Here is a 25,437-nt window from a genome sequence, read left to right as displayed (position 1 = left end):
GCGCCGCCCGAGTCCAACCCAGAGTCTTGATGCAACCCGATTCCGTCTCCGACGCCAGCCAGCCTGGCGACCGCCCCGCCCGCCCCGCGCCGCGTCCCCTTTCCGCCGTAGAAGGCCGCGTGCTCGGCGTGCTGGTGGAAAAACAGCACACCGTCCCCGACACCTATCCGCTGTCGCTCAATGCCCTCGCCTCGGGCTGCAACCAGAAGACCGCCCGCGCCCCCGTCATGAACGTGAGCGAGCCCGAGATCCTCGACGCCATCGACGGGCTCAAGCACCTGAGCCTGGTCTTCGAAGGCAGCAGCAGCCGCGTGCCGCGCTTCGAGCACAACATGCAGCGCGCGCTGGCCGTGCCAAGCCAGTCAGTCGCGCTGCTGGCAATGCTGTTGCTGCGCGGACCGCAGACCGCGGCGGAACTGCGACTGAACACGGCGCGCCTGCACGCATTTGCCGATATTTCGTCGGTGGAGGGGTTCCTGGAGGAACTGGCGGAGCGCGAGCCGCCCTTCGTGGTGCGGCTGGCGCGCGCGCCCGGGGCGCGCGAGCACCGCTGGATGCACCTGCTGAGTGGCGAGGCGGGGCTGGAAGCCGCGCAGGAGCCGGCTTACGGCGGCGGCCAGGGCAGTGCCGACGGGGGTGCCGGCGGGGGTGCCGGAACGACCGCCGAGCTCGCCCAGTTGCGCGCGGAACACCAGGCGCTCGCGGAGAAGGTTGTCCGCCTGCATGCGCTGGTCGAGCACATGGCCAGCCAGCTTGGAATTTCTCCCGACGAATTCCTGGAATAGCGCACCCAATCCTTTTTCGCGCCCCGGCATGCCCTGCCGCGGCCGCGGGTACCGCCAGCAGGATCCCTCCTGCTGCAAGCCCTGCAAGAAGTTGTCCGAAATATTCTCTTGGCGGTTAATTGCATAATTTGGGGGACGAAACACGGACGTGACGGCCGGCTCTTCGGGGACACCATCATGCCCAGCCGGTCCGGTGTCGGTTATGCTTTTGCCAGGGTCGGGACACGCGAGCCGACATGCAAAGGGGAAAACGGCGCGGACGCACTGCGCCATTACGACAGCCATGGACAAGACAGCCTTCGTATTTGCCGGCGGCGGCAGCCTCGGCGCAATCCAGGTCGGCATGTTGCGCGAGCTGGTCGCATGGGGCGTGACGCCCGACATCGTCATAGGCGCCTCGGCGGGTGCAATCAACGGGGCCTATTTCGCCTGCAACCCTGGCGTTGAGGGCGCTGGCCGTCTTGAGCAGTTGTGGCGCGGCATCCGCCGCGCCGACATCATGCCGTGGGGCTGGCGCAGCGTGCTCGGCATGGTTGGGCGCAGCCGCGGACACCTGGTCGAGTCGGCGGGCCTGCGCGCGCTGCTGGCGCGGAATTTCGGGCCGCGCCGGCTGGAAGCTGCCGACCTGCCCCTGCACGTGGTCGCGACCGACATGAGCAGCGGCGACGAAGTGCTGCTTTCGCGCGGTAACATCGTCGATGCGGTGCTGGCCAGCGCCGCCATTCCCGGCGTGTTCCCGCCGGTCCAGTTCGAAGGCCGCACGCTGATCGACGGCGGCGTGGCCAACAATACCCCGGTATCCACCGCCGTTGCCCTCGGTGCCACCCGGGTGATCGTGCTGCCCGCGGGCTTCACCTGCGCCCAGCGCCGGGCGCCGCGCGGCGCGCTGGAACATGCCTTCAATGCGCTGTCGCTGCTGGTGGCGCGCCAGCTGGTGAACGACCTGCAGCACTTTGCCGACCGCGCATATATCAGCGTGGTGCCACCGCTGTGCCCGCTCGATATCTCGCCCTACGACTACACGCGCTGCGGCGAACTGATCGACCGCGCCGCCGCCACCACCGCCCAGTGGCTGCAGGGCAAGGGCCTGGAGAGCCGGCATGTCCCGCACGCGCTGCACGTGCACTCGCACGACGACGCGTCGCCCAGCTGCAGCACCGATATCCCGGCGGAAGCGCCGCACTGACGGCGCCCGCGTGCGGGCAGGGTCCGGCACGTTGCTACAATGGCCGGCATGCCGTCCCAGACCGAGCGCAGCGCGAGTACCCGCCAGGCCCTGATCGAAGCCGCAGCAGCCTTGCTGATCGAGCAAGGCTATGCGGCTTTCTCGGAAGCGCGCGTCAGCGAAATCGCCGGCACCAGCCGCGGCTCGCTGCGCCATCATTTCCCCGATGGCCGCTACGACTTGCTGCCCGCCATGCTGGCATGGCTGCTGGAGCGCGAGTCCGCCAGGCTGGCGGCACTCGGGCCGCTCACTCCCACGCTGCGGCTGCACCTGATGCTGCATATCCTGGCGAACCGCCCGCAGCGCCACAACTCGCTTGCGATCCTGGAAGTCTGGATGGCGGCGCGCGGCGATGAACGCCTGGCGCGCGCGGTCCGCGACCCGCTCGAGACCGTGCCTGCGCTGCTGTTCGGCCAGCCTGCGGATGCGCCGCCCTGCCCGGAATGGCTGGCGCTGCGGTGCTTCCTGCACGGTGCCACGCTGCAGAGCTTTGCGCCCGACTATGACGGCCATGCGCTGGCCGATGCCGTGCGCTGGCTGCTGGTTCAGATCCCCGCGCCGGCCGGGCTCGACGCGGTGCTCGGACGGATTGACCTGGCGCAGCGATAGCCCTCCGGGGGCTTCAACGCTTCATGGCTTCAGGGCAGCCGCGCCAGCAAGCGCTCGCGCCATGTGGGCGGCAGCGCCAGCCGGCCTTGCGCACCTCCCCCCGGAGACGCGTAGACCAGCGCCTGGCCATCCCAGCTCACGTGGACCGGACCGACGCTGGTGATGGTTCGATGTACCAGCAAATGCTCACGCCCTGCACCACGCCCATCGCCACGCCCTTCGCCATACACGCGCAGCAGCAGCCGGTCATGGCGCAGGTAGCAGTATTCCGCGGCGTAGCGCGCAGCCGCATCGACCGCCGGCAGGTGCCGGCAGTTGTGGGCACCGGCGCGCTCCCATGCGCCGTGCCCATAAACGATCGCCGTCCAGATGGCGCCGAGCGCGGCCAGCCGGCCAATTGCAACGCGCACCAGGCGCTGCGCTCGTTCGCGGCGCCCCTCGCGCGTGGCCAGCACCTGCAAGATGGCGCGGCCGGAAAAGAACGACAACAGCAGCAGCGCCACCGCAGCGAGGTGAAAATAGAAGGCCGATTCCGGCAATGCCGCCAACGCATGGTTCATGACCCGTTCCCGGAAAATGCCGGTGCCGGCTCTGGATAATCTGGCTGAAATGGCCGCGCCGAATTCCATCCATGCCCGCACCGAATGAATCGGCAGCATTCATTACCGGATATTCAGGATAACCAGCCACCGTTAATCCAGCATAATCAAGCGGCGTGTTTGTGCCAATCCGGTGAATCACCGTGCCTGATAATCGCGTCAATTGGCCAGGCGCTATGTCCTGGCCGCCAGTGCCATCAGCAATTCAATCAGGCGCGCGCAGGTCGGCTCGAACACCGCGCGGAGCGCCATCACCGTCCCGGCATCACCGCTGCGGGCGGCGTCTTCCATGCGCTGCGCCAGCACGCGCAGCGCGTCGCAACCGACGTAGTGCGCAGACGATTTCATCCGATGCGCGATGCTCCCGCATGTTTCCAGTTCGGTGCCGGCAGCGCGCAGCTGAGCCAGGTCGGCCTGCGCCGACGACACCAGCGCTTGCAGCAATTCGACCGCGAAGCTTTTGTCGCCGAGGGTCTGCGCGGCAATCGCAGCGGGGATCGCGGCAGCCTCGTGCGCAGGCAGCGCAAGGTAGTGGCGCTCGGCCAGCATGGCAAGTATCGCCACCTCGGTCGTCGGCACCGGCAATCGGGCCACGAAGGCACCGTGGTCCGCGTGTTTCCCGGGCGGTACCGCGACCGCGCACAGCGCGCCGGCGGCATGCCAGCCTTCCAGCAGCGTGGGCGGCAGGGTTGTGCCCGGCCCCGCGATGACCAGCCCGACCGTGCCGGCCGATGCCGGCGCAAGCGCCGTACCCGGCGCGGCCAGGTGCGGTGCAAACCCCAGCCGCTGCAGCAGCGCCGCCAGGCTGGCGCCCCACTGTCCGTCGTGCAGGGCTGCAATCAGCAGCGCGCCGGTCATGGCAGCGCGCCCCCGGGCAACACGAATGAAACCAGCCCCGCCATGTCAGCCGATCGCAATATGGTGGCGCCGCGCAAAATCGATGACGTCCACGATCGAGCGCGCCTCCAGTTTTTCCATGATCCGGGTCTTGTGGGTGCTGACGGTCTTATTGGAAATAAACAGCACTTCGCCGATCTCCTTGTTGCTCATTCCTTTCGCCAGCATTTGCATGATAATCAGCTCCTTGTCCGACAGGCTGGCCAGGCGCAATGCTTCATCGCCGAACTCCGATTTGCCGCCCTCGAGCTCGGGCATTACCGTGTAGCCCGCCAGCACCGATTCGGCGCAGCGCACGATTTCCGAAATCTCCTGGGTCTTGCTCACGAAGCCCTGCGCGCCAGCCTGGCGCGCCCGCGGGGCAAAGGTATTCTGGTCCTGGCCCGAGATCACCAGGATGCGCACACTCGGATGCACGGCCTTGAGGCGGGGGATCACATCAAGGCCATTGATCCTCGGTATGTCCAGGTCGAGGATCACCACGTCCGGCGCATACTGCCGCACGATTTCCACGGCAGCCTGGCCGTTGTCCGCTTCCAGCACATGCGTGACGCCCAGCACCTGGGACAAGTGGGTCTTGAGGACGACTCGTACGGGCGGATGATCGTCGACAATCAGGATAGTGGCCACTGCATTTACTCCATAGCGAACTTTTCTGTGCCTGGTTGAAAGGAGCACAAAGTCAGGCGTTGCAGAATTGTGCTCAGCATTTGCTCACGAATACACCTGAAGGCTCCGAGGAGTGAAAGGAAAATTCCCATCTTCGTGAGCAGGCAAGTGGTTGTCCTGGTTGTCCTGGTTGTCCCATGCCGCGGCCCGTGCTTCGATCGCGAGCGATGAGCATGGATGGAGCGCGTACGCATCGCGATCGACAAGGTGAAATCATAGCGCTCCGGTCGCACTTGCAATGTGCAGAGATCGTCGCCCGACATCCATTCCGTCGGCGCGGGCGCAGGCCAAACTCCCGCTGCAGGCCCGCCAATGGCAGCGCATTAGGCACTGTCACCAATCGATTCGGAAATTTCCACAGGCATTTTCGGCATTGTCTGAATGAAGTGGAGCAGCTTGGCTCATAGAGTGAACACCAGCCGCATTTTCCTGGTTCGCCTTTCCCGCCTTGCCCCGCCTGCCCTGCTTCTCCTGGTTGCCTGCCTGTTCGAAATACCACCGCACGGCATCCCGCGCCCCATCGCTCCCCCGCCACGCAACTGCCGTGTTGCATCGTTGGGCCGCGATGCTCCTGTTCGCCTGCTCGACCGGCGCCGCGGCCCAGGCCATGGCGCCCCTGCGCGCCACACCGCTCGCCCATGAACGCCTGTACGGCTGGGCCGCGATGCTGCTCTGCGCCCTCAGTGCATGCCTGCTGGCATGGATCGCCGTACTCCACCGCGAGGTTCGCCGGCGCCGCGCCGCCGAGAGTGCGCTGAACGACCACATAGCGATCCAGTCGGCGCTGCTTGACGGCATCCCGCAGCCGGTCTACCTGCGGGATGCCTCGCTGCGGCTCATCACCTGCAACCGCAGCTACGAGGAGCTTGTCGGCGTCACGCGCGATCTGCTGCGCGGCCAGCCGCTGGATGCGCCGGGCCACGCGCATCCCATCGTCACCGACATGGCCGAGCTGGCGCGCGACTACCGCAAGGTCCTCGACGAGGGCTCGCCGCTGCGCAAGGACCGTTGCCTGCAGCTCGACGGGCGCAGCCATCATGTGCTCAACTGGATTACCCCGCTGCGCGCCGCCGACGGCAAGGTCAAGGGCCTCGCGGGCGGCTGCGTCGACCTGACCGAACGCCACGACATGCTGGCCGAACTGGCGCACGCCACGGCCGAGGCGGAAGCCGCCAACCGCGCCAAATCCACCTTCCTGGCTTCAGTCAGCCATGAGATCCGCACGCCGATGAACGCGATCACCGGCATGCTGGAGCTGACACTGGCGCAATGCCAGCTGCCTGACCGCGAACGCCTCCAGCTGGTGACCGCGCATCAGTCGGCGCTAGGCCTGCTGGCACTGATCGACGACATCCTGGACTTGTCAAAGATGGAGGCCGGCAAGTTCAGCGTCCAACCGGCGCCGGCATCGCTGCCGGCGCTGGTCAAGGACACCCTGCTGATATTCGGTCCCGTGGCCGAGCAGAAAGGATTGACGCTGACCAGCGAAACCGGCGCCGGCCTCGCGCCGATGCACCAGGTCGACGGCCTGCGCTTCCGGCAGATCCTGGGCAATCTGGTGTCGAACGCCGTGCGTTTTACCGACCGCGGAACGATCCATATCCAGCTCGAAGCCGGGCCGGCCGAGGACGGCAAGCAAGGCGTGACACTGACCGTCAGCGATACGGGCATCGGCATACAACCGGCGGCGCAAGCGCGGCTGTTCGAGCCGTTCGCGCAGGTACACGGCCAGTCGCGCGCGCACGCAGGCGGCACGGGGCTGGGCCTGGCGATCTGCCGGCGCCTGGCGAGCGCGATGGGCGGACAGATTGCGCTGGCCAGCCAGCCGGGCCAGGGCACGCGCGTGACGGTATCGCTGCCGCTGGCGTTGGCCGACGCCGTCGCAGCCGCGCCGGCGCAGCCGGTGCCGATGCCGGGCTGCGCACGCTGCCATGCCCGCATCCTGGTGATCGACGACCATGCGCCGAACCGCCTGCTGCTGCAGCGCCAGCTGGAGTACCTGGGCCACCATGTGGCCACCGCGAAGGACGGCCGCGACGGGCTGGCCAGGCTCGATGGCGCCGTGTTCGACGTCGTCGTCTGCGACTGCGCGATGCCAGTGATGGACGGCCTGGCGTTCGCCCGCGCGGTGCGGGCCCGCGATGACGCGGTCCGCGATGTGCCGATCATCGGCTGCACCGCCAGTGCCGTGGCGGATGACCATGCCGCGGCGCTGGCTGCAGGCATGAACGCCGTGATCGTCAAGCCGGTGGGCCTGCAGGCGCTGGACGAAGCGGTGGCACGCGCCTGTAGCGGCGGCCACCCGCCGCCGCCCCGGCCAGCGATGACGGTGCATGCGCCACGATCCGACCCACCCGCCAAGGATGCGCCAGACGCCAGCAAACCCGGCTCATGTCCCGCCTGGTGTGCGGTTTGCCGCGCGATGAATGTGGCGTGCGACCGGATCGACTCGGTCCCGGAGTAACGGGAAAACCGGGAACCCCGGCGCACGCTTTCAGGCTTCCACCGGCACGGCGCTGGTGCACTTGATCTCGTCCAGGCAGACGCTGGACTTGACCGCACTGACGCCCGGTATGCGCATCAGCGTATCGAGCAGGAAGTCGGACAACGCCTTCAGGTCCCTGGCGACCACTTTCAGCACGTAGTCAATATCGCCGGTCACGGAAAAGCACTCCTGGATCTGCGCCAGTTCCGCCACCAGCCGCTTGAAGTTGGACAGCTCGCGGATATGCCCGCGCTCCATGGTCACGTGGATAAAGGCAACGACGCCCAGGCCGAGGGCAGCGGCATCCAGCCGCGCTTCGTAGCGTTTGACCAGCCCTGCCTCCTCCAGGCGGCGGTGGCGCCGCAGCGTTTGTGCCGGAGACAGCGCAATGGCCTCGGCCAGTTCCAGGTTCGAGGCGCGCGCGCGCTCCTGCAAGACCGCCAGCAGGCGGCGATCGGTACGGTCCAGCTCGATCGTTTGCACTTTGATTTCCTCACTTCATCGATTCAGGCAATTTGATTTCATAAGCTAGGGTTTCCCTGCGTGGCTAACGAAATCCAATTTTGCTGGGCAGAATATACACTGCATCCCAAGCCAGCGACATAAAGCCAGCACCAAAACCCGCTGGCCGGCAATGACTGGCGGCGACGCCACCCGCTGCGGGCAACATCGCCACTGCAATAATATTTCCCGACTGACCGGTTCTGAACGCCCCCATGACCACGAACCTGCCTTCCCTGCCTGGCACGCCAGGCGCCGGCGCCGACGGCGCGGAGCGCTGAACCGGAATCCCGATCTCCGATGCGCGCCGGCCCTGCCCGATGGCACTCTGCCGGCGCCGCACCGATCCAAATCCTTAACTTCCCCTTAGCGAGAAAGCCATGGCCGACCTGTTTGACAACCCGATGCAACTGATGGGCTTCGAATTCGTGGAATTCGCCTCGCCCACCCCTAATGTGCTCGAGCCGCTGTTCGAGCAGATGGGCTTCACGCTGGTGGCAAAGCACCGCTCCAAGGACGTGGTGCTGTACCGCCAGGGCGAGGTGAACTTCATCGTCAACCGCGAACCGAATAGCCACGCCGCCTACTTTGCCGCCGAGCACGGCCCCAGCGCCTGCGGCATGGCCTTCCGCGTCAAGGATTCGCACAAGGCCTATGCCCGCGCGCTGGAACTGGGTGCGCAACCGGTGGAAATCCCGACCGGCCCGATGGAACTGCGCCTGCCCGCGATCAAGGGCATCGGCGGCGCGCCGCTGTACCTGATTGACCGTTTCGAGGAAGGCAAGTCGATCTATGACATCGACTTCGAGTTCATCGAGGGCGTCGACCGCCACCCGGTCGGCCACGGCCTCAAGCTGATCGACCACCTGACGCACAATGTCTACCGTGGCCGCATGGCTTATTGGGCGAATTTCTACGAAAAACTGTTCAACTTCCGCGAAATCCGTTACTTCGACATCCAGGGCGAATACACCGGCCTGACCTCCAAGGCCATGACCGCGCCGGATGGTAAAATCCGCATCCCGCTGAACGAGGAATCGTCCAAGGGCGCCGGCCAGATCGAAGAGTTCCTGATGGCCTTCAATGGCGAAGGCATCCAGCACATCGCCTTCCTGACCGACAACCTGCTCGAGGTCATCGACAACCTGCAACTGGCAGGCGTGCCGCTGATGACCGCGCCGAACGACTACTACTACGAAGCGCTGGACACGCGCCTGCCCGGCCATGGCCAGCCCGTCGAGCAACTGAAGTCGCGCGGCATCCTGCTGGACGGCACCACGGAAGGCGGCAAGCCCCGCCTGCTGCTGCAGATCTTCTCCAAGACCGCACTGGGTCCGGTGTTCTTCGAGTTCATCCAGCGCCGCGGCGACGAAGGCTTCGGCGAAGGCAACTTCAAGGCGCTGTTCGAGTCGCTGGAACGCGACCAGATCGAGCGCGGCACGCTCAAGGTCGAGGCCTGACCGGCATCGGCCTTCACTGACCGGCCGCCTGTGACAGGCACTGGCCAGTTCCGGTAAGCGAACCACTCACGCGGCAGTCACCCTGCCGCGCGGGTGGTGGCGTCCCCCGGCCCAAGCGTCCGACTCCAAACAGCCAGAGGCGCGGGCCCACATTCCATGAGAATGGGTAGAGGAAACATCTGAATGCATGCAAGCAACAATGACGGCACGCTCAAGCGTGGCCTGAAGAACCGGCATATCCAGCTGATCGCGCTGGGCGGCGCCATCGGCACCGGCCTTTTTCTGGGCATCGCCCAGACCATCAAGATGGCGGGACCCTCGGTCCTGCTGGGCTACGCGATCGCCGGCATCGTGGCGTTTTTCATCATGCGCCAGCTCGGCGAGATGGTGGTGGACGAGCCCGTCGCCGGCTCCTTCAGCTACTTCGCCGACAAGTACTGCGGCCACTTCGCCGGCTTTATCTCGGGCTGGAACTACTGGGTGCTGTACATCCTGGTGAGCATGGCCGAACTGTCGGCCGTCGGCATCTACGTGCAGTACTGGTGGCCGGAAATCCCGACCTGGGTCTCGGCGCTGGTGTTCTTCCTGGTGATCAATGCGATCAACCTGTCGAGCGTGAAATCCTTCGGCGAGATGGAATTCTGGTTCTCGATCATCAAGGTCGCCGCCATCATCGGCATGATCGGCTTCGGCGGCTACCTGCTGATGTCCGGCAATGCCGGCCCGCAGGCCAGCGTTGCCAACCTGTGGCAGCACGGCGGCTTCTTCCCCAACGGCATGGGCGGCCTGGTGATGGCCATGGCGGTGATCATGTTCTCGTTCGGCGGGCTGGAGCTGGTGGGCATTACCGCGGCGGAAGCGGATTCGCCCGAGAAGACCATTCCCAAGGCCACCAACCAGGTGATCTATCGCATCCTGATCTTCTATGTGGGCGCGCTGGCGGTGCTGCTGTCGCTGTACCCGTGGGAGAACGTCGTCACCGGCGGCAGCCCGTTCGTGCTGATCTTCCATGCGCTGAACAGCAACTGGGTTGCCAACGTGCTCAACGTGGTGGTGCTGACCGCGGCGCTGTCGGTCTACAACAGCGGCGTGTACTGCAACAGCCGCATGCTGTACGGCCTGGCCCAGCAAGGCAATGCGCCCAAGGCGCTGCTGAAGGTCAACAAGCGCGGCATCCCGCTGACGGCGCTGGGCTTCTCGGCGCTGGCCACCGCGGCCTGCGTGGTGATCAACTACTTCATGCCGGGCAAGGCCTTTGAGATGCTGATGGGCCTGGTGGTCTCGGCCCTGATCATCAACTGGGCCATGATCAGCCTGATCCACCTGAAATTCCGCGCCGACAAGCGCAAGGCCGGCCAAAGCACGAAGTTCCAGAGCTGGGGCTATCCGCTCACCAACTACCTGTGCCTGGTGTTCCTGGCCGGTATCCTGGTGGTGATGTACCTGACGGAAGGCCTGCGCCTCTCGGTGTACCTGATCCCGGTGTGGCTGGTGGTGCTCGGCGTCAGCTACCTGCTGCGCCAGAAGAACGCGGCCGCCACGGTGCAGGACGGCGTCGCCGCCCAGCAGTTGCGCTGACCGGCCAGTGCGGCCCCGCGACCCGCGGGCGCCGCCGGTTAGAATCCTTGCTGCGCGGTGCCCGGCGCCTGCCGAGGCCACGCAGCAGCCTCCTCCGACCTGATTCCATCGCATCCCATGTTTGCACACATCGAAGCCTTCCCCGGCGACCCGATCCTCTCGCTCAACGAGGACTTCCAGAAAGATCCGCGCACCGACAAGGTCAACCTGAGCATCGGCATCTACTTTGACGATGACGGCCGCCTGCCGGTGATGCAGGCCGTCGCCAAGGCCGAGGCCGCGCTGCTGGCGGACATGGGCCCGCGTCCCTACCTGCCGATGTCGGGCCTGGTGGGCTACCGCAGCGCGGTACAGGCGCTGGTGTTCGGCGAAGACTCGCCGGCGCGCGCTGCCGGCCGCATTGCCACGCTGCAGACGCTGGGCGGCTCCGGCGCGCTGCGCGTGGGCGCGGACTTCCTCAAGCGCTACTACCCGCAGTCGCAGGTCTGGATCAGCGACCCAAGCTGGGAAAACCATCGCGTGGTGTTCGAGCGCGCGGGCTTCACGGTCAACACCTACCCGTACTACGACGACGCCACCGGCGGCCTGAAGTTCGACGCGATGATGGACGCGCTGCGCGCCATTCCCGCGCAAAGCATCGTGCTGCTGCACGCCTGCTGCCACAACCCGACCGGCGTGGACCTGAACCAGGACCAGTGGCGCCAGCTGATCGCGCTGATCAAGGCCAACAAGCTGCTGCCCTTCGTCGACATGGCCTACCAGGGCTTCGGCGCCGGCCTGGAAGACGACGCCTTCGCCATCCGCGAACTGGTGGCGCAAGACGTGCCCTGCCTGGTGGCGAATTCGTTCTCGAAGAACTTCTCGCTGTACGGCGAGCGCTGCGGCGGCCTGAGCGTGTTCTGCAACACCGCCGGCGAAGCCGCCAACGTGCTCGGCCAGCTGACCGGCGCGGTGCGCGCCAACTACAGCAACCCGCCGACGCACGGCGCGCGCGTGGTGGCCAAGGTGCTGACCACGCCCGAGCTGCGCCAGCTGTGGGAAGAGGAACTGGCGCAGATGTGCGGCCGCATCGCGCGCATGCGTGAAGCCATCCACCACAACCTGCGCGACCATGTCAGCGGCGAAGCGCTGTCGCGGTACCTGACGCAGCGCGGCATGTTCACCTACACCGGCCTGAGCGCCGACCAGGCCGAGCGCCTGCGCGAGCAGCACGGTGTCTACCTGCTGCGTTCGGGCCGCATGTGCGTGGCCGGCCTGAACGAGCGCAACGTGGGCATCGTGGCGAAGGCCATCGGCAGCGTGCTGAAGGGCTAAGGCTTTCCGGCCACGCTGACAAATGCCAGGAGCGGCGCCATCGTGCGCCGCTTTTCTTTTGGCTGGCCGACCGGCGCAAGCGTAATTTCTACAAGTCCCCGTGGAGTTATGACGCACGCGGCGGTACCGCTTTCCCGCCACTGCCGGTACAGGCCTGCCCCGCCGCCGGGCACCGAATTTGCTGTCCTTCTTGCTGCAGTATCAGGCGCGACGCCATCCTCCTGGTGCCGCCCAGTCCACAAGAGGCCAGCACAATGTCCGAACACAAGGAGCCCTCCCGGCGCGATGCCACCGCGCCCGCAGGCAGCGCCGCGCGACCCGTCACGCTCAGGATCAACGGCCAGTCCCACACCCTGCAACTCGAGCCACGCACCACATTGCTCGACGCGCTGCGCGAAGTGATGCACCTGAGCGGCACCAAAAAGGGCTGCGACCGCGGCCAGTGCGGCGCCTGCACGGTCCTCAGCAACGGGCGGCGCATCCAGTCCTGCCTGACGCTGGCCGTGATGCAGGAGGGTCGTGACCTCACCACCATCGAAGGCCTGGCCGACGGCGACGCGCTGCACGCGGTGCAGGCGGCCTTTGTCGCGCTTGACGCACTGCAGTGCGGCTTCTGCACGCCCGGGCAGATCTGCTCGGCCGTCGGCATGCTGAGCGAGGCGCGCGCCGGCGAGGCCAGCGCGGTGCAGCCGCTGGCGGCGCCCACGCTGCCGCTTGGCGACGAAGAGATCCGCGAGCGCATGAGCGGCAACCTGTGCCGCTGCGGCACCTATCCCAAGATCGTCGCCGCAATCCGCGAGGCCGGCGGCAAGCAAGGCACGCGCTAGGCGGCGGCATGCAGCCCTTCTCCTACGCGCGGCCCGACACCATCGACGAAGCGCTGCGACTCGGCAGCCAGCCGGGCGCGCGCTATATCGGCGGCGGCACCAACCTGATCGATCTGGTCAAGGCCGGCGTCGAAGCGCCGCGACAGCTGGTCGACGTGAGCCGCCTGCCACTGGCGCAGGTCGAGGCGATGCCAGACGGCGGCCTGCGCATCGGCGCGATGCTGACCAACACCGACGCGGCCAACCTGCGGCCGGTGCGCGAACGTTATCCGCTGCTGGCGCAGGCGCTGCTGTCCGGCGCCTCCGGGCAGCTGCGCAACATGGCGACCGTCGGCGGCAACCTGCTGCAACGCACGCGCTGCCACTACCTCTACGACACGGGTTTTCCGGCCTGCAACAAGCGCAAGCCCGGCTCGGGCTGCGGAGCGCTCGGCGGCATCAACCGCATGCACGCGATTCTTGGCGCGAGCGAGCATTGCATCGCCGTGCATCCGTCAGACATGTGCGTGGCGCTGGCCGCGCTCGAGGCCGTCATTGTCGTGCGTGCGCCCGGCGGCGAGCGCCGCATCCGCATCGCCGACTTCCATCGCTTGCCGGAAGACCGGCCCGAGATCGACACGACGCTGGCGCCGGGCGAACTGGTCGTGGCGCTGGAGCTGCCGCCCTCGCCCTACGCCGCCCATGCGCACTACCTGAAGGTGCGCGACCGCTCCAGTTTTGCCTTCGCGCTGGTCTCGGTGGCCGCCGCGCTCGAATTTTCCGACCATATCGTGCGCAGCGCACGGCTTGCGCTGGGCGGCGTGGCACACAAGCCCTGGCGCGTGCCCGCCGCCGAGCAGGCGCTGACCGGCCGGCCGCTGAGCGCGCACAGCGCGGCCGAAGCCGCCCGCCTGCTGGTCGATGGCGCCAGGCCTTATGAGCACAACGCCTTCAAGGTCGGGCTGGCGCAACGCGCCGTGGTGCGCGCGCTGCAAGTGGCGGCGCGCCCGCCAGGCGCCTGAAGGAGCATTGCAATGAGCGTTACCGGGGCTCCCATCGACCGCACCGACGGCGTGCTCAAGGTCACCGGCCGCGCGCGCTACGCAGCCGACCATTTCCTGCCGGGACTGGTCCACGCGGTGATGGTCACCAGCACGATCCCCCATGGCAAAGTGGAATCGATCGATTGCGCCGCGTGCGAGCAGTTGCCCGGCGTGCGGCTGGTCTTGACCCCCTTCAACGCGCCGAAGCTGCCCAAGGGCGGCAAGGCCGGGGCCGATACGCCGACCGCCGGCCACGTGATGACGCTGCTGCAGGACACCGCGGTCCATTACAACAACCAGCCCATCGCCGTGGTCGTGGCCGATACGCTGGAGCAGGCGCGCGATGCGGCGGCGCGGGTGGTGGTCCGCTACCGTGAGGAGCCGGCCGTGCTGGACTTCGCGCAGGCACGCGAGCACGCCGGCAAGCCGCAGGGCGAAGACGCCGGCGAAGCCGACAGCCATCGCGGCGATGTCGACGCCGCGCTGCATGCAGCGAGCACGGTTGTCGACGAGATCTACACCACGCCGATGGAGCACCACAACCCGATGGAGCCGCATGCCACCATCGCCACCTGGGACGACGACGATCTGACGCTGTACGACTCGACCCAGTACGTCACCGGCGTGCGCAAGGCGGTAGCGGCCACGTTCGGCATCCCGGACGGCAAGGTACGCGTGCGCTGCCCCTTCGTCGGCGGCGGTTTCGGCTGCAAGGGTTCGATGTGGTCGCACGTGGTGCTGGCGGCCATGGCGGCGCGCGCGGCCGGCAGGCCGGTCAAACTGGTGGTCGAGCGCGTGCAGATGTTCGGGCCGGTGGGCGCGCGGCCCGTCACCGAGCAGCGCGTGCTCGCCGCTGCCGGGGGCGATGGCCGCCTGCTGGCGATGCGCCACGACGTCGTCGTCGGCAGCGCGCAACTCGAGGAATGGCTCGAGACTTGCGCCGCGCTGACGCGCTCGCTCTACGCATGCCCCAACCTGCAAACCAGCCATCGGCTGGCACGGCTGCAGATCGGCACCATGACCTTCATGCGCGCGCCCGGCGAGGCTCCCGGGAGCTTTGCATTGGAGTGCGCGCTGGATGAGCTGGCCGATCGGCTCGGCATCGATCCGGTCGAATTACGCCTGCGCAATCACGCCGATGCCGACCCGCACAAGGGGAAGCCCTTCTCCAGCAAATCGCTGCGCGAATGCTATCGCGTGGCGGCCGAGCGCTTTGACTGGTCACGCCGCGATCCGAAGCCGTGTTCGATGCAGGCCGGCGGCAAACTGGTGGGCCTGGGAATGGCCACCGCCACCTATCCTGCCTACCGTTCGCGCGCGAGCGCCATGGCGCGTATCCTGCCGGACGGGACCGCGCTGGTGCGCAGCGGCTCGCAGGACCTTGGCACCGGCACCTATACCGTAATGACGCAGGTCGCTGCCGACGCGCTCGGCCTGCCGTTGGGGCGCGTGCGCTTTGAACTGGGCGATACGGACTTCCCGGAGGCGCCGGTTTCGGGCGGCTCGCAATCGGTAGCCAGCGTCGCGCCGGCGGTGCAGCAGGCCGCCTTTGCCGCACGCGACAAACTGGTGGCGCTGGCCGTGGCCGACGCCGCCTCGCCACTGTCCGGCGCGCGCCCGGATGAGGTGGAAGTCGTGGACGGCTGGCTGCGGCTGCGCAGCGACCCGTCGCGCCGCGAACCGGTCGGCGCCGCCATCACGCGCGCCGGCGGCCAGCCTGTCGAGGCTCGCGCCAGCGCCGCACCGGGCGACGAGCGCAAGCAATACTCGATGCATGCCTTCGGCGCGGTCTTTGCCGAAGTGCATGTCGATCCCGAACTGGGTGAGGTCCGCGTGCATCGCGTGGTCGGCTGCTACGACGTGGGTCGCGTGCTGAACCGCAAGACCGCGCATAGCCAGCTGGTGGGCGGCATCGTCTGGGGCATCGGCATGGCGCTGCATGAGAAAGGCGACCTGGACCTCGCCACCGGCCGCGTGGCCAATGCCAACCTCGCCGAATACCATGTGCCGGTCAACGCCGATGTGGGCGAGATCGAGGTCGACATGCTGGACGGGCACGATCCGCATATCAATGCGCTGGGCACCAAGGGCATCGGTGAAATCGGCATCGTGGGTGTCGCCGCTGCCATTGCCAATGCGGTGTACCACGCGACCGGACGGCGTGTGCGCGACCTGCCGCTGACACCTGACAAATTGCTTTGAGGGTTGGATGGATTGGTTTTTTGATTGCTGTTCCTGCGGCTTGGCATCTGGCAGGTTTTGATATACCCGGGTTTCGCCCCTAAAGGGGCGAGTCACTTTTGCCCGAGCGGCAAAAGTAACCAAAAGCGCGTTTACGGCCCTGCGGGCGGCCACTCTTATCGTAGTGTTCCGGGGCTTTCGTACGGGGCTTCGTTTCGTCGCAAAACAAGACTGCCTGCCGCCTTGGTGCGCCACAGTGGCTGGGATTGACGCGGCGATTGAACGAGCCCTGAGCTGTTGGGTGGCCCCTGCTGCGGGCGTCAACGTAGGAACGCCTACGGCTGCGCTGCGCGCCGGCAGTATCACAGGTCCTGGAGGCGGGCACAGATCGCGTCGCTGCGCTCGCTTGGCGCCATCGGCGGTGAACCCGCAAACCTTTCCCTGCCCCGCTGGTTTGCTCCCCTCTCCCGCTTGCGGGAGAGGGGCCGGGGGTGAGGGCCAGAGCATCCACGAAGTGAGAACGTCCCCACCGTACGTCGCTTTACGTTCGGCCAGCCCCGGCTCACGCCGTCGGTATTCCCAAACAGCCTACGTATGTCAAAATTCGTTTCCGATCGGTCAGTCTCATTGACCGGTTAAGTGCGGGTGTTTGAGAATGGTTCGTCGCCCAGACAACGGCGACCAGGTTTAGCAGCCTGAAAAATGCTCCTCCATCTCTAACTCGGAGGTTGTCATGCAAAGCACCAGCCGGGCTCCACAAGAGCCAACCCTCACCCAAGACCAAGCCGAGCTTGCGAGTAGCCGAGCCAAGGCCGATCGCGCCCTCGCCCGCCGGCTCGCCGGTACCGTACCGCCGCCATCCGTTAAATCTGTCACGATTGAGGAGCACGTTCTCCAAGTAAGCGATGACCTGCTGCGGGTCAGCGCTGGATTTGAATCCGTCCTGACTTTGCTCGATTTGCAGAGCGATACCTGTGCCGGGAGTATCGGCCTGCATGCGTTGCTGTTGCCGCTCAAGCAAGAGATCGATATGAGTGCTGATCGGCTGCAAGCGATAGTCTAGCGAACAGCGATGCGTTAGCGTAAAAGGGTGCGATGGGAGGGACCTGTCAGAAATTTTGTGTTTAGGGCATAACATGTCGCCAAGGAGCATGTATGCCACGCAAAACCAAGACGAGCCAGGCCGCCGACCGTGAGCTGCCGACCATCCCCGAGGACTTGATTGCCCATTTCGTAAAGGGCCCGATGACTGCCGAGGCGGTCCAGGACGCTTCGATGGCGTTCAAGAAGGCCCTGATCGAACGAGCTTTGGGCGCCGAACTGGGCCATCATTTGGGCTACCCGCCGGGCGCCGAGCGCCCGGCCGGCACAGCCAACCAGCGCAACGGCAAGAGCGCCAAGACCCTTCTGACCGACGACGGCCCGCTGCGGGTAGACATCCCGCGCGACCGCGACGGCAGCTTCGATCCGATCCTGATCCCCAAGCACGAGCGGCGCTTCACCGGGTTCGACGACAAGATCATCGCCATGTACGCCCGGGGCATGACCGTGCGCGAGATCCAGGCGTTTCTGGCCGAGCAGTACGGCACCGAGGTATCGCCCGAGTTCATCAGCTCGGTGACCGATGCGGTCATGGACGAGGTCACCGCCTGGCAAGCCCGCCCGCTGGAGGCGATGTACCCGGTGGTGTTCTTCGACGCGCTGCGGGTCAAGATGCGCGAGGACGGCGTAGTGCGCAACAAGGCCGTCTACCTGGCCTTGGGCGTGCTGCCCGACGGCACGCGCGACATCCTGGGCCTGTGGATCGAGACCACCGAGGGCGCCAAGTTCTGGATGAAGGTGTTCAACGACCTGAAGACCCGTGGCACGCAGGACATCCTGATCGCCGTCACTGATGGGCTCAGAGGCATGGAACAGGCCCTGAATGCGGTGTTCCAGAATACGACGCTGCAGACCTGCATCGTCCATCTGATCCGCAACAGCCTGGAGTACGCCAGTTGGAAGGAGCGCCGGGCTGTGGCGGCCGCGCTCAAGCCCGTGTACACGGCCCCCACCGTCGAGGCGGCGCTGGCCGAGTTGGAGGCCTTCGAGCAGGGAGAATGGGGTAAGAAGTACCCCCCGATCGCCGCGTCATGGCGTCGCGCCTGGGATCAGGTGATCCCGTTCTTTACGTTCCCGCCGGCGATCCGCAAGATCATCTACACAACAAATGCCATTGAGAGCATCAATGCGCAGCTACGCAAGATCATCAAGACGCGGGGGCACTTCCCCAGCGATGAGGCGGCCACCAAGCTGCTGTGGCTGGCCCTGCGTAACATCACCGGGAAGTGGGGCAGTTCAACGCACGACTGGAAGGCTGCCATGAACCAGTTTGCGATCCTCTACGAGGAACGCTTTACCCACCCACATCGTTGAGATAATGCTGACTCACCGATCAGGTTGACGGTGAGCCTTTACCTGCCCTGCACACAAAAAAACTGACAGGCCCGATGGGAGGGTTTCACTTCGTGGAGGCTCTGGCCCTCACCCCCGCCCCTCTCCCGCAAGCGGGAGAGGGGAGCAAGCAAGCAGGCAGGGAAAGGCTTGCGGGTTCACCGGCGATAGCGCCAAGCGAGCGCAGCGACGCGTTCTGTGCCAGTGCCCCTGACCTGTGATACGGCCGGCGCGCAGCGCAGCCGTAGGCGTTCCTACGTTGACGCCCGCAGCAGGGACCACCCAACAGCTCAGGGCTCGTTCAAACAGCGCATCAATCCCGAGCCACCGTAGCGCACCAAGGCGGCAGGCAGTCTTGCTCTGCAACGAAGCGAAGCCCCGTACGAAAGCCGCGGAACACTACGATAAGAGTGGCCGCCCGCAGGGCCGTAAACGCGCTTTTGGTTACTTTTGCCGCTCGGGCAAAAGTGACTCGCCCCTTCAGGGGCGAAACCCGGGCATATCAAATAGCCACCAGATGCCCAGCCGCAGCACACACAAAAAAACTCAATGAAAATCCCGACTCCCCACCATCAACCTCCCCAACAAAAAACTAAGATCCACCAGCTCCTTGGCCACAAGGTGCCGAACGTCCCCCTGCCGCTGCCAGGTCCCCACCACCCCCAGCAACGTAGCCCCCAACACCTCCCTCCGCTGCCTCTCCACCAGATCCGGCCATAAGATCAGATTGACCGTCCCAGTCTCATCTTCAATCGTCGCAAAAATAGTCCCGCTGGCCGTAGAAGGCCGCTGCCTCACCGTGACAATCCCGCAAGCCCTCACCCGCCGCCCATTGCCACAGCGCTGCAGCTGACTGGCGGTAGCAAACCGCATCGCCTTCAACCGGTCCCGCAACAATGCCAGCGGATGCGACTTGAGCGAGAGCCCGAGGCTGGCGTAGTCCGCCGTCACATCCTCTCCCAGCCGCGGCGCGGGCAGTATGAGCGCGTCTTCTGCCGGCGGCGCCTCGTACAGAAGATCGCGGTGCGCCGCGTGCCCGGCCGCCGCGCGTGCCTGCCACCGCGCCTGCCGGCGATGACCCGCAAGCGGCGCCAACGCGTCTGAAGCGGCCAGCACGTCGATATCATGCCGATCCAGCGCGGCACGCAGCGCCAGGTCTTCCACACTGTCGAACGCACGCTGCGCACGCGCATCCTCGATCCGCAGCGCGGCCTCTTCGCGCATGCCCTTGACGCGGCTCAGGCCCAGGCGCACGCGCGGATGCGTTTCCGCGGCATCGGCCTCCACCGGCTCCAGCGTGCTTTCCCACCGGCTCGACGTGACGTCCACCGGCAAGACCACCACATCATGCCGCTGCGCATCCTGCACCAGCTGCGACGGCGAATAGAACCCCATCGGCTGGCTGTTCAGCAGCGCGCACAGGAAGGCCGCCGGATGGTGGCATTTGAGCCAGGAACTGACGTACACCAGCTTGGCAAAACTGGCCGCATGGCTCTCCGGAAAACCGTATTCGCCAAACCCCTCGATCTGCTTGCAGATCGCCAGCGCGAACGATTCCGGATAGCCATTGCCGGTCAGCGCGCGCACCAGCGCGTCCTGGTGCTGCCGCAAGTCGCCGCGCCGCCGCCACGCGGCCATCGAGCGCCGCAGCTGGTCGGCCTGTCCCGGCGAAAAACCGGCCGCGTCGATGGCCAGCTGCATCACCTGCTCCTGGAAGATCGGCACGCCCAGCGTGCGGCCCAGCACCTTCTCGATCACGGCGTTGAAGTAGACCGGTGGCTTCTTCGTCAAGCGGAACGCCTCGCGCCGCTTCAGGTAAGGGTGGACCATGCCGCCCTGGATCGGGCCGGGGCGCACGATCGCGACTTCCACCACCAGGTCGTAGTATTCACGCGGCTGCAGCCGCGGCAGCATCGACTGCTGTGCGCGCGATTCGATCTGGAATACGCCGATGGTGTCGGCCTTGCAGATCATGTCGTAGGTCTTTCCATCTTCCTTCGGGATGTCTTCCATGCGCGCCGGCATCGCCGCGCGCGCGGGGTCGTCGCTGGGGTTGGGAATCATCTCCAGCGCACGCCGGATCGCCGACAGCATGCCCAGCGCCAGCACATCGACCTTGAGCAGGCCCAGCGATTCCAGGTCATCCTTATCCCACTGGATCACGCTGCGGTCCGCCATGGCCGCGTTTTCAATCGGCACCAGCCGCGACAGCTTGTGGCGCGCGATCACGAAGCCGCCCACGTGCTGCGACAAATGGCGCGGAAAGCCGCGCAGCTGCGCGGTCAGGCTGGCCCATTGCTGCACCGCCGGCGAGTCGGGATCGAGCCCGTAGCGCGCGATCTTCTCCACGAAGCCGGGACCGTCCCACCAGGCCTGCCCCTTGACCACCTGCTCGACCACGCTCGCGTCGATGCCCAGCGCACGGCCCACGTCGCGCAGCGCGCTGCGCGAACGGTAGGTGATCAGCGACGCCGCCAGCGCGGCACGGTGGCGGCCGTACTTCTGGTAGATGTACTGGATCACCTCTTCGCGCCGCTGGTGCTCGAAGTCGACGTCGATATCGGGCGGCTCATCGCGCTCGCGCGACAGGAAGCGGCCGAACAGCAGGTTGGCCTGCTCGGGGCTGACCTCGGTCACATACAGGCAGAAGCACACCAGCGAGTTGGCGGCCGAGCCGCGGCCCTGGCACAGGATGCCGTTGGCGCGCGCAAAGCGCACGATGTCGTGCACGGTGAGGAAGAAAGGTTCGTACTGCTTTTCCTCGATCAGTTGCAGCTCTTCCTCCAGCTGCCTTTCCCATTCCGGCTTCAGGCCATTTGGGAAACGTTCGGCCTTGCCGCGCTTCACTTCGTCGCGCAGGTAAGAGATCGGCGTAAAGCCCGGCGGCACCAGTTCCTCGGGATATTCATAACGCAGCATGCCCAGCGAGAAATCGCACTGCGCGGCAATCTTCAGCGTCTGCGCCAGCGCATCGCGCGGGTACAGGCGCGACAGCACCTGGCGCATGCGCAGGTGCTGCTCGGCATTGGGCGCCAGCGCCATGCCGCATTCGGCCAGCGGCTGGCCGAGCCGGATCGCGGTCATCACGTCGGACAGCGGCTTGCGCGAGCGCACGTGCATGGTGACCGCGCCGGCGGCGGCCAGCGGCACGCCGGTCTGCGCCGACACGGCTTCCAGGCGCGCGCGGTGCAAGCCGTCGGCATGGCCCTGCAGCAGTTCCAGTGCGATCCAGGCGCGCTCGCCGAAAACGTCGCGGCACCACTGCGCCTGTTCGCGCAGCAGCTCGGGATCGGCGCAATAGTCCGGCAGCAACAGCGCCAGGCAGCCCGGCATGCCGCGCAGGTGGGCTTCGTCGCCGGTCGGCGCGGCGATGTCTTCGGGATGCAGCCGGTAGCTGCCCTTCTGCGCGCGGCGGCGGCCCAGCGTGATCAGCTCGGACAGGTTGCCAAAGCCATCGCGATGCCGGGCGACCAGCACCAGCCGCAGCGGCGGGCGGTCGGCGCCATCAGCCGGCGGCAGGCTGAAGCGGCTGCCGATCAGCAGCGCGAAGCCGTCGGCGGCGGCGGCCAGCGCCTGCAGCCGCCGGTGGCGGCTGGCGTGCGCGGCGGGGTCGTCTGCGTCGGGTTCGGCGTCGACCTCCGGATCGAGCAGCGGCTCGTCGATGTCTGCCTCCGCGCCGCGCGCCGCGCTGCGTGCCACCGCGTCGTGCAGGCGCTTGCGCAGCGTCTGGATCGCATCGTGGGCGCGCGCGGTGCCGGCCACCGAGCACTCATCGGTCAGCGCCAGCCCCCGGTAGCCCAGGCCGAAGGCGCGCTCGATCAGCTCGCCCGGGTGCGAGGCGCCGGTGAGGAAGGTGAAGTTGGAGATGCAGTGCAGCTCCACGTAGTCGGGCAGCGCCGGCAGCAGGCCGGGCAGCGAAGCGATCACCGGCGTCATGCGAACAACCCGTGCAGGAACCAGCGGTACTCGCTGCCCTCGTCCGCGCCGTGGCCGGGGCGTTCGCGATAGATCCAGCAGCGCAGGCCGTCGGCGCGCTCGGCGATGAAGTAATCGCGCGTGGCCAGCGCGCCGTCCCACCAGCCGGCCTCGATGCGCTCGGGCCGGCTCAGCAGGGCCAGCGGCCCGCCGTGGCTGGGGCGGTGCTGCTGCACCGGCAGCGGCAACGGTTGCGGCAGCAGCCACAGCGGGCGCTCCGGCAGCGGGCCCGGCATGGCGGCGGCCTTGCCGCCGGGATAGGGTTCGTCGACCGGCACCCAGCGGTTGGCGCGCTCGGGACGGTGGTCGGCCAGCGGCCGCGGCTGCAGCACGTTGTCGCGGCCCAGCCGCGCCATCAGCGTATCGAGCAGGCGGCCCAGGTCTTCCGGCGAGCCGCCGGGCTCGGGGAACAGCGCCTCGCTCTGCGGCACGCAGGCCTGCATCGCTTCCACGCGCAGCGCCAGGCCGGTGACCGGGGCGTGGAAATTGAGCTTGTCGAGCTTCTCTCGCAGCAGCCGCGACAGGTGCGCGGGATCGCGGCTGGGCTGGGCCAGGCCGAGCGCGACCGGCGTCCCTTCGGTATCGACGCCGCGCCGGTAGCGCTCATGCTCCAGCACCAGCACGCAGCGCGTGACGCCGGCCTGCAGCAGCGCCAGCCAGCCGGCCAGCGCCAGCAGCAGGCGCTGCGCGCCGGCCAGCACGCCTTCGGCGGATTCGATCCGCCCGGGCAAGTCCATGCGCTGCGCGAACGTGGGCGGCGCCGCGTACCAGGCAAAGCGCGCCGGGGCCCCGCCATAGGCCTGGTCCAGCCGCGCCAGCAGCGCGGGGCCCAGCCGCCGGGTCAGGCCGGCGCGCGGCAGGCGCCGCACCTCGCCCAGCGTGCGGCAGCCGATGCCGTCGAGCCAGGCCGGGTCGGCCAGCGTGTGCAGCGCCTCGACCGGCAGGCGGTCGAGCAGCCGGTGCAGCCGCGCCATGCCCACCGCCCGGCGCGCGGGCCGCACCACGCCGCGGCGGCTGCGCCGCAGCGGCTGGCGCGCCAGCCAGGCGGCGCCGTGCGCGGTCGGGCCGCTGCCCACCTGGGCAATGGTGCCGAGCTGGCGCACGCAGGCGCGCACCGCGCGGCACAGCGCGCGGTGGCCGCCGAAGAGGCGCAGGCTGGCGGTGACGTCGAGCATCACCGTTGCCGATTCCGGCTCCTCGTCGAATGTCACGGCCGGCGTGAAGCGCAGCAGCGCCAGCGCCACCGTTTCCATCAGCGCCGCTTCCGCAACCGGGTCGCGCTCCAGCTGCACGATGTCCGCCGACAGCGCCTGCACGCCGCCGCGGCGCATGCCGTAGCGCACGCCCAGCTGCATCGCGGGACCGTTGGCCAGCACCACTTGCTCCTGCGCCATCACCGCCACCGGCAGCGCATGGTGCAGCGTGCCGGTGACGGAGGATGGGCTGGAGGCAACCGGCTCAGGCCAGTTGGGCTGCAGTGCGTCCAGGGGCAGGCGCGGCAGGTGCACCGCGATCCAGTACGGCATCGGGAGAAGACTGAGAAGACGAAGACACAACGGAACGCGTGGCGGCCGGGGCGCCGGCGGGCACCGGCCAGGCGGCCGTGCGCGTGGCCGCCTCCATCCCACCCAGGCGCAGCAGCAACGGGGTATCGCGCACCGGGCCGCGCCGCTTGTGGAAGGTGATCGACAGCACATTGCCGGGTTGCGGCGCCAGCAGCAGGCGCAACACCGCCGGCGACGACTCGCGCAGCGCCGCGGCCGGGCGCAGCGCCCACACCACCGCGTCGCCGGCCTGCGCCAGCACCTGCAGCCGGCGCAGCGCCTCGGGCCGGGCCGAGGGCAGCCACACCAGCACGCCGCCGAAGGCCTGGCTGCGCAGCATCTGTTCGGCCGCCCACAGCATGTCGGCCTGCCCGGCAACCTGGGAGCCCTTGGCCGCGCTGGCGGGCGGACGCACCCAGTACAGCTGGCGCGCCGGCAGCCCGGCCGCGGCCAGGCCCATCGCATTGGGCAGGCAAGGCGGCGCCACCAGCGCGATGCGGCGCCCCGCCCCGGCCAGCACGCGCAGCGCCGGCAGCAGCAGGCGCAGCTCGCCCGCGCCACCCTGCGTGGTCAGCAGTTCGGTCAGTCCGCCCGCCGGCCAGCCGCCACCGGGCAGTTCGGCCGAGAGCGCGTCATACCCGGTCGGGCACACCGCGGCGCTGCCGGCACGGCCCAGCTGGCCGGCGCGCCACAGGCCGGGATAGCGCTGCTCGAGCGCCGACAGCGCCTGCTGCCGCGTAGCGTGGACCGCTGGGGCTGCGGGCGTGGCCGGCGTCGGCGCAGGGAAAGAAAAGCCCTTCGCCGCCATGGGCGGGGCTGCGTGCGATTGCGCAGGCATGTGAAGTCAGGGTCGCTCGGGAGGCGAGGACATAGGATATTTACGATAACTGTATATTTATACAGTATCGGGGCGAGCGCAAGGGGTAGCCGCGCGAGGGATGTCAGGGGGCCGTGCAGCTGATTAGGACCGCTACCGGGCCATCTACGGACGCTCGCCCACGGCTTCACGCGGACAGTCGAACGTCGGCTTTTCCCAGCTATCCGACCTTCGTGGATGGACCAGTCGATTCACGTTGTCGGCCAACACGGCCCTTCGATCAGCCGCTTCGCAGGCCCCGCCGCATGGATGGCCAGCGCCGGATTGCCTGCCGCTAGTCTACGGCTGCCTGACCGCTATCCCGCCGGAAATCGGTAATCGTCTTGAAGTCAGGGGCCAGCCGCCCCGTCAACCAAATCAGTTTCAGATTGCGCCGACATTCCCCGCCGCAGATCGCGCTCGGCAAGAGAAGCGCCCCCGAGCGCTAGACGTTCATGGCCCGAAAGTTGACACCGG

General features: G+C 67.3%; 19 protein-coding genes. 12 read left to right on the top strand and 7 right to left on the bottom strand.

Annotated elements, in window-relative coordinates; all coding sequences use genetic code 11:
- Positions 1–29 precede the first annotated feature (29 nt).
- From VSR71_RS12920 to VSR71_RS12910, 3 genes are all read left to right on the top strand, one after another.
- On the top strand, positions 30–785 hold the full coding sequence (locus tag VSR71_RS12920; protein WP_342914250.1) for a YceH family protein: 756 nt from the start codon (positions 30–32) through the stop codon (positions 783–785).
- Between the two features lie 283 nt (positions 786–1,068).
- Entirely contained in the window at positions 1,069–1,971 is a 903-nt protein-coding gene (locus tag VSR71_RS12915) for a patatin-like phospholipase family protein (RefSeq protein ID WP_342914249.1), read from the top strand.
- 48 nt (positions 1,972–2,019) lie between these two features.
- Entirely contained in the window at positions 2,020–2,619 is a 600-nt protein-coding gene (locus VSR71_RS12910) for a TetR/AcrR family transcriptional regulator (protein ID WP_342914248.1), read from the top strand.
- Positions 2,620–2,648: 29 nt separating this feature from the next.
- On the opposite strand, the gene VSR71_RS12905 is transcribed toward VSR71_RS12910, so the two are convergent.
- The 3 genes from VSR71_RS12905 to VSR71_RS12895 all read right to left on the bottom strand — a co-directional run bounded on the left by VSR71_RS12905 (position 2,649) and on the right by VSR71_RS12895 (position 4,745).
- Positions 2,649–3,179: a hypothetical protein gene (locus VSR71_RS12905; RefSeq protein WP_342914247.1), complete on the bottom strand. Its 531-nt coding sequence runs from the start codon at positions 3,177–3,179 to the stop codon at positions 2,649–2,651.
- Between the two features lie 213 nt (positions 3,180–3,392).
- Complete coding sequence (locus tag VSR71_RS12900; protein ID WP_342914246.1) at positions 3,393–4,076, bottom strand: Hpt domain-containing protein; 684 nt, start codon at positions 4,074–4,076, stop codon at positions 3,393–3,395.
- Between the two features lie 45 nt (positions 4,077–4,121).
- Positions 4,122–4,745 carry a response regulator transcription factor gene (locus VSR71_RS12895; RefSeq protein ID WP_342914245.1) on the bottom strand — a complete coding sequence of 208 codons (624 nt, stop codon included), beginning with the start codon at positions 4,743–4,745 and terminating at the stop codon, positions 4,122–4,124.
- 583 nt (positions 4,746–5,328) lie between these two features.
- Between VSR71_RS12895 and VSR71_RS12890 the strand changes: the two genes are divergently transcribed.
- Positions 5,329–7,248: a PAS domain-containing sensor histidine kinase gene (locus VSR71_RS12890; protein WP_342914244.1), complete on the top strand. Its 1,920-nt coding sequence runs from the start codon at positions 5,329–5,331 to the stop codon at positions 7,246–7,248.
- Between the two features lie 30 nt (positions 7,249–7,278).
- Here VSR71_RS12890 and VSR71_RS12885 read toward each other — a convergent pair whose 3' ends face one another.
- Complete coding sequence (locus VSR71_RS12885; RefSeq protein ID WP_342914243.1) at positions 7,279–7,752, bottom strand: Lrp/AsnC family transcriptional regulator; 474 nt, start codon at positions 7,750–7,752, stop codon at positions 7,279–7,281.
- 398 nt (positions 7,753–8,150) lie between these two features.
- On the opposite strand from VSR71_RS12885, the gene hppD reads away from it, so the two are divergent.
- The 8 genes from hppD (at position 8,151) to VSR71_RS12845 (ending at position 18,567) form a co-directional block, all read left to right on the top strand.
- The gene (gene hppD, locus VSR71_RS12880) at positions 8,151–9,230 is read left to right on the top strand and encodes a 4-hydroxyphenylpyruvate dioxygenase (RefSeq protein WP_342914242.1); all 1,080 of its coding nucleotides are present in this window, start codon (positions 8,151–8,153) and stop codon (positions 9,228–9,230) included.
- A 183-nt stretch (positions 9,231–9,413) separates the two neighbouring features.
- A complete protein-coding gene (locus tag VSR71_RS12875; protein WP_342914241.1) occupies positions 9,414–10,808 on the top strand; it encodes an amino acid permease in 1,395 nt (464 codons plus the stop codon).
- 117 nt (positions 10,809–10,925) lie between these two features.
- A complete protein-coding gene (locus tag VSR71_RS12870) occupies positions 10,926–12,122 on the top strand; it encodes an amino acid aminotransferase (RefSeq protein ID WP_342914240.1) in 1,197 nt (398 codons plus the stop codon).
- Between the two features lie 254 nt (positions 12,123–12,376).
- Complete coding sequence (locus VSR71_RS12865) at positions 12,377–12,949, top strand: (2Fe-2S)-binding protein (RefSeq protein ID WP_342914239.1); 573 nt, start codon at positions 12,377–12,379, stop codon at positions 12,947–12,949.
- A gap of 8 nt (positions 12,950–12,957) precedes the next feature.
- The gene (locus tag VSR71_RS12860; protein ID WP_342914238.1) at positions 12,958–13,950 is read left to right on the top strand and encodes a xanthine dehydrogenase family protein subunit M; all 993 of its coding nucleotides are present in this window, start codon (positions 12,958–12,960) and stop codon (positions 13,948–13,950) included.
- Positions 13,951–13,962: 12 nt separating this feature from the next.
- Complete coding sequence (locus VSR71_RS12855) at positions 13,963–16,173, top strand: xanthine dehydrogenase family protein molybdopterin-binding subunit (RefSeq protein WP_342914237.1); 2,211 nt, start codon at positions 13,963–13,965, stop codon at positions 16,171–16,173.
- Between the two features lie 712 nt (positions 16,174–16,885).
- Positions 16,886–17,215, top strand: a complete 330-nt coding sequence (locus tag VSR71_RS12850; protein WP_342914236.1) for a DUF1484 family protein — start codon at positions 16,886–16,888, stop codon at positions 17,213–17,215.
- Between the two features lie 92 nt (positions 17,216–17,307).
- Positions 17,308–18,567 carry an IS256 family transposase gene (locus VSR71_RS12845; protein ID WP_342914235.1) on the top strand — a complete coding sequence of 420 codons (1,260 nt, stop codon included), beginning with the start codon at positions 17,308–17,310 and terminating at the stop codon, positions 18,565–18,567.
- Positions 18,568–19,131: 564 nt separating this feature from the next.
- On the opposite strand, the gene VSR71_RS12840 is transcribed toward VSR71_RS12845, so the two are convergent.
- Genes VSR71_RS12840 through imuA form a run of 3 tightly spaced genes read right to left on the bottom strand, consistent with a single transcriptional unit; the run spans position 19,132 to position 24,912 of the window.
- On the bottom strand, positions 19,132–22,521 hold the full coding sequence (locus tag VSR71_RS12840; protein WP_342914234.1) for an error-prone DNA polymerase: 3,390 nt from the start codon (positions 22,519–22,521) through the stop codon (positions 19,132–19,134).
- Positions 22,518–24,086 carry a DNA polymerase Y family protein gene (locus VSR71_RS12835; RefSeq protein ID WP_342914233.1) on the bottom strand — a complete coding sequence of 523 codons (1,569 nt, stop codon included), beginning with the start codon at positions 24,084–24,086 and terminating at the stop codon, positions 22,518–22,520. The genes VSR71_RS12840 and VSR71_RS12835 overlap by 4 nt, the downstream gene beginning before the upstream one ends.
- Positions 24,019–24,912: a translesion DNA synthesis-associated protein ImuA gene (gene imuA / locus VSR71_RS12830; RefSeq protein ID WP_342914232.1), complete on the bottom strand. Its 894-nt coding sequence runs from the start codon at positions 24,910–24,912 to the stop codon at positions 24,019–24,021. The genes VSR71_RS12835 and imuA overlap by 68 nt, the downstream gene beginning before the upstream one ends.
- Between the last annotated feature and the right edge of the window lie 525 nt (positions 24,913–25,437).

The organism is Cupriavidus oxalaticus (assembly GCF_038900635.1).
In the GTDB taxonomy this organism is placed as follows: Bacteria; Pseudomonadota; Gammaproteobacteria; order Burkholderiales; family Burkholderiaceae; genus Cupriavidus; species Cupriavidus oxalaticus_B.
Note: the sequence above shows the minus strand (reverse complement) of the source record. Positions and strands in the feature narration are given on the sequence as shown.

Coding starts and splice junctions, on each gene's coding strand:
- VSR71_RS12920 (WP_342914250.1), top strand. CDS start 30: ATGCAACCCGATTCCGTCTCCGACGCCAGCCAGCCTGGCGACCGCCCC.
- VSR71_RS12915 (WP_342914249.1), top strand. CDS start 1,069: ATGGACAAGACAGCCTTCGTATTTGCCGGCGGCGGCAGCCTCGGCGCA.
- VSR71_RS12910 (WP_342914248.1), top strand. CDS start 2,020: ATGCCGTCCCAGACCGAGCGCAGCGCGAGTACCCGCCAGGCCCTGATC.
- VSR71_RS12905 (WP_342914247.1), bottom strand. CDS start 3,179: ATGAACCATGCGTTGGCGGCATTGCCGGAATCGGCCTTCTATTTTCAC.
- VSR71_RS12900 (WP_342914246.1), bottom strand. CDS start 4,076: ATGACCGGCGCGCTGCTGATTGCAGCCCTGCACGACGGACAGTGGGGC.
- hppD (WP_342914242.1), top strand. CDS start 8,151: ATGGCCGACCTGTTTGACAACCCGATGCAACTGATGGGCTTCGAATTC.
- VSR71_RS12875 (WP_342914241.1), top strand. CDS start 9,414: ATGCATGCAAGCAACAATGACGGCACGCTCAAGCGTGGCCTGAAGAAC.
- VSR71_RS12870 (WP_342914240.1), top strand. CDS start 10,926: ATGTTTGCACACATCGAAGCCTTCCCCGGCGACCCGATCCTCTCGCTC.
- VSR71_RS12865 (WP_342914239.1), top strand. CDS start 12,377: ATGTCCGAACACAAGGAGCCCTCCCGGCGCGATGCCACCGCGCCCGCA.
- VSR71_RS12860 (WP_342914238.1), top strand. CDS start 12,958: ATGCAGCCCTTCTCCTACGCGCGGCCCGACACCATCGACGAAGCGCTG.
- VSR71_RS12855 (WP_342914237.1), top strand. CDS start 13,963: ATGAGCGTTACCGGGGCTCCCATCGACCGCACCGACGGCGTGCTCAAG.
- VSR71_RS12850 (WP_342914236.1), top strand. CDS start 16,886: ATGCAAAGCACCAGCCGGGCTCCACAAGAGCCAACCCTCACCCAAGAC.
- VSR71_RS12845 (WP_342914235.1), top strand. CDS start 17,308: ATGCCACGCAAAACCAAGACGAGCCAGGCCGCCGACCGTGAGCTGCCG.
- VSR71_RS12840 (WP_342914234.1), bottom strand. CDS start 22,521: ATGACGCCGGTGATCGCTTCGCTGCCCGGCCTGCTGCCGGCGCTGCCC.
- VSR71_RS12835 (WP_342914233.1), bottom strand. CDS start 24,086: ATGCCGTACTGGATCGCGGTGCACCTGCCGCGCCTGCCCCTGGACGCA.
- imuA (WP_342914232.1), bottom strand. CDS start 24,912: ATGGCGGCGAAGGGCTTTTCTTTCCCTGCGCCGACGCCGGCCACGCCC.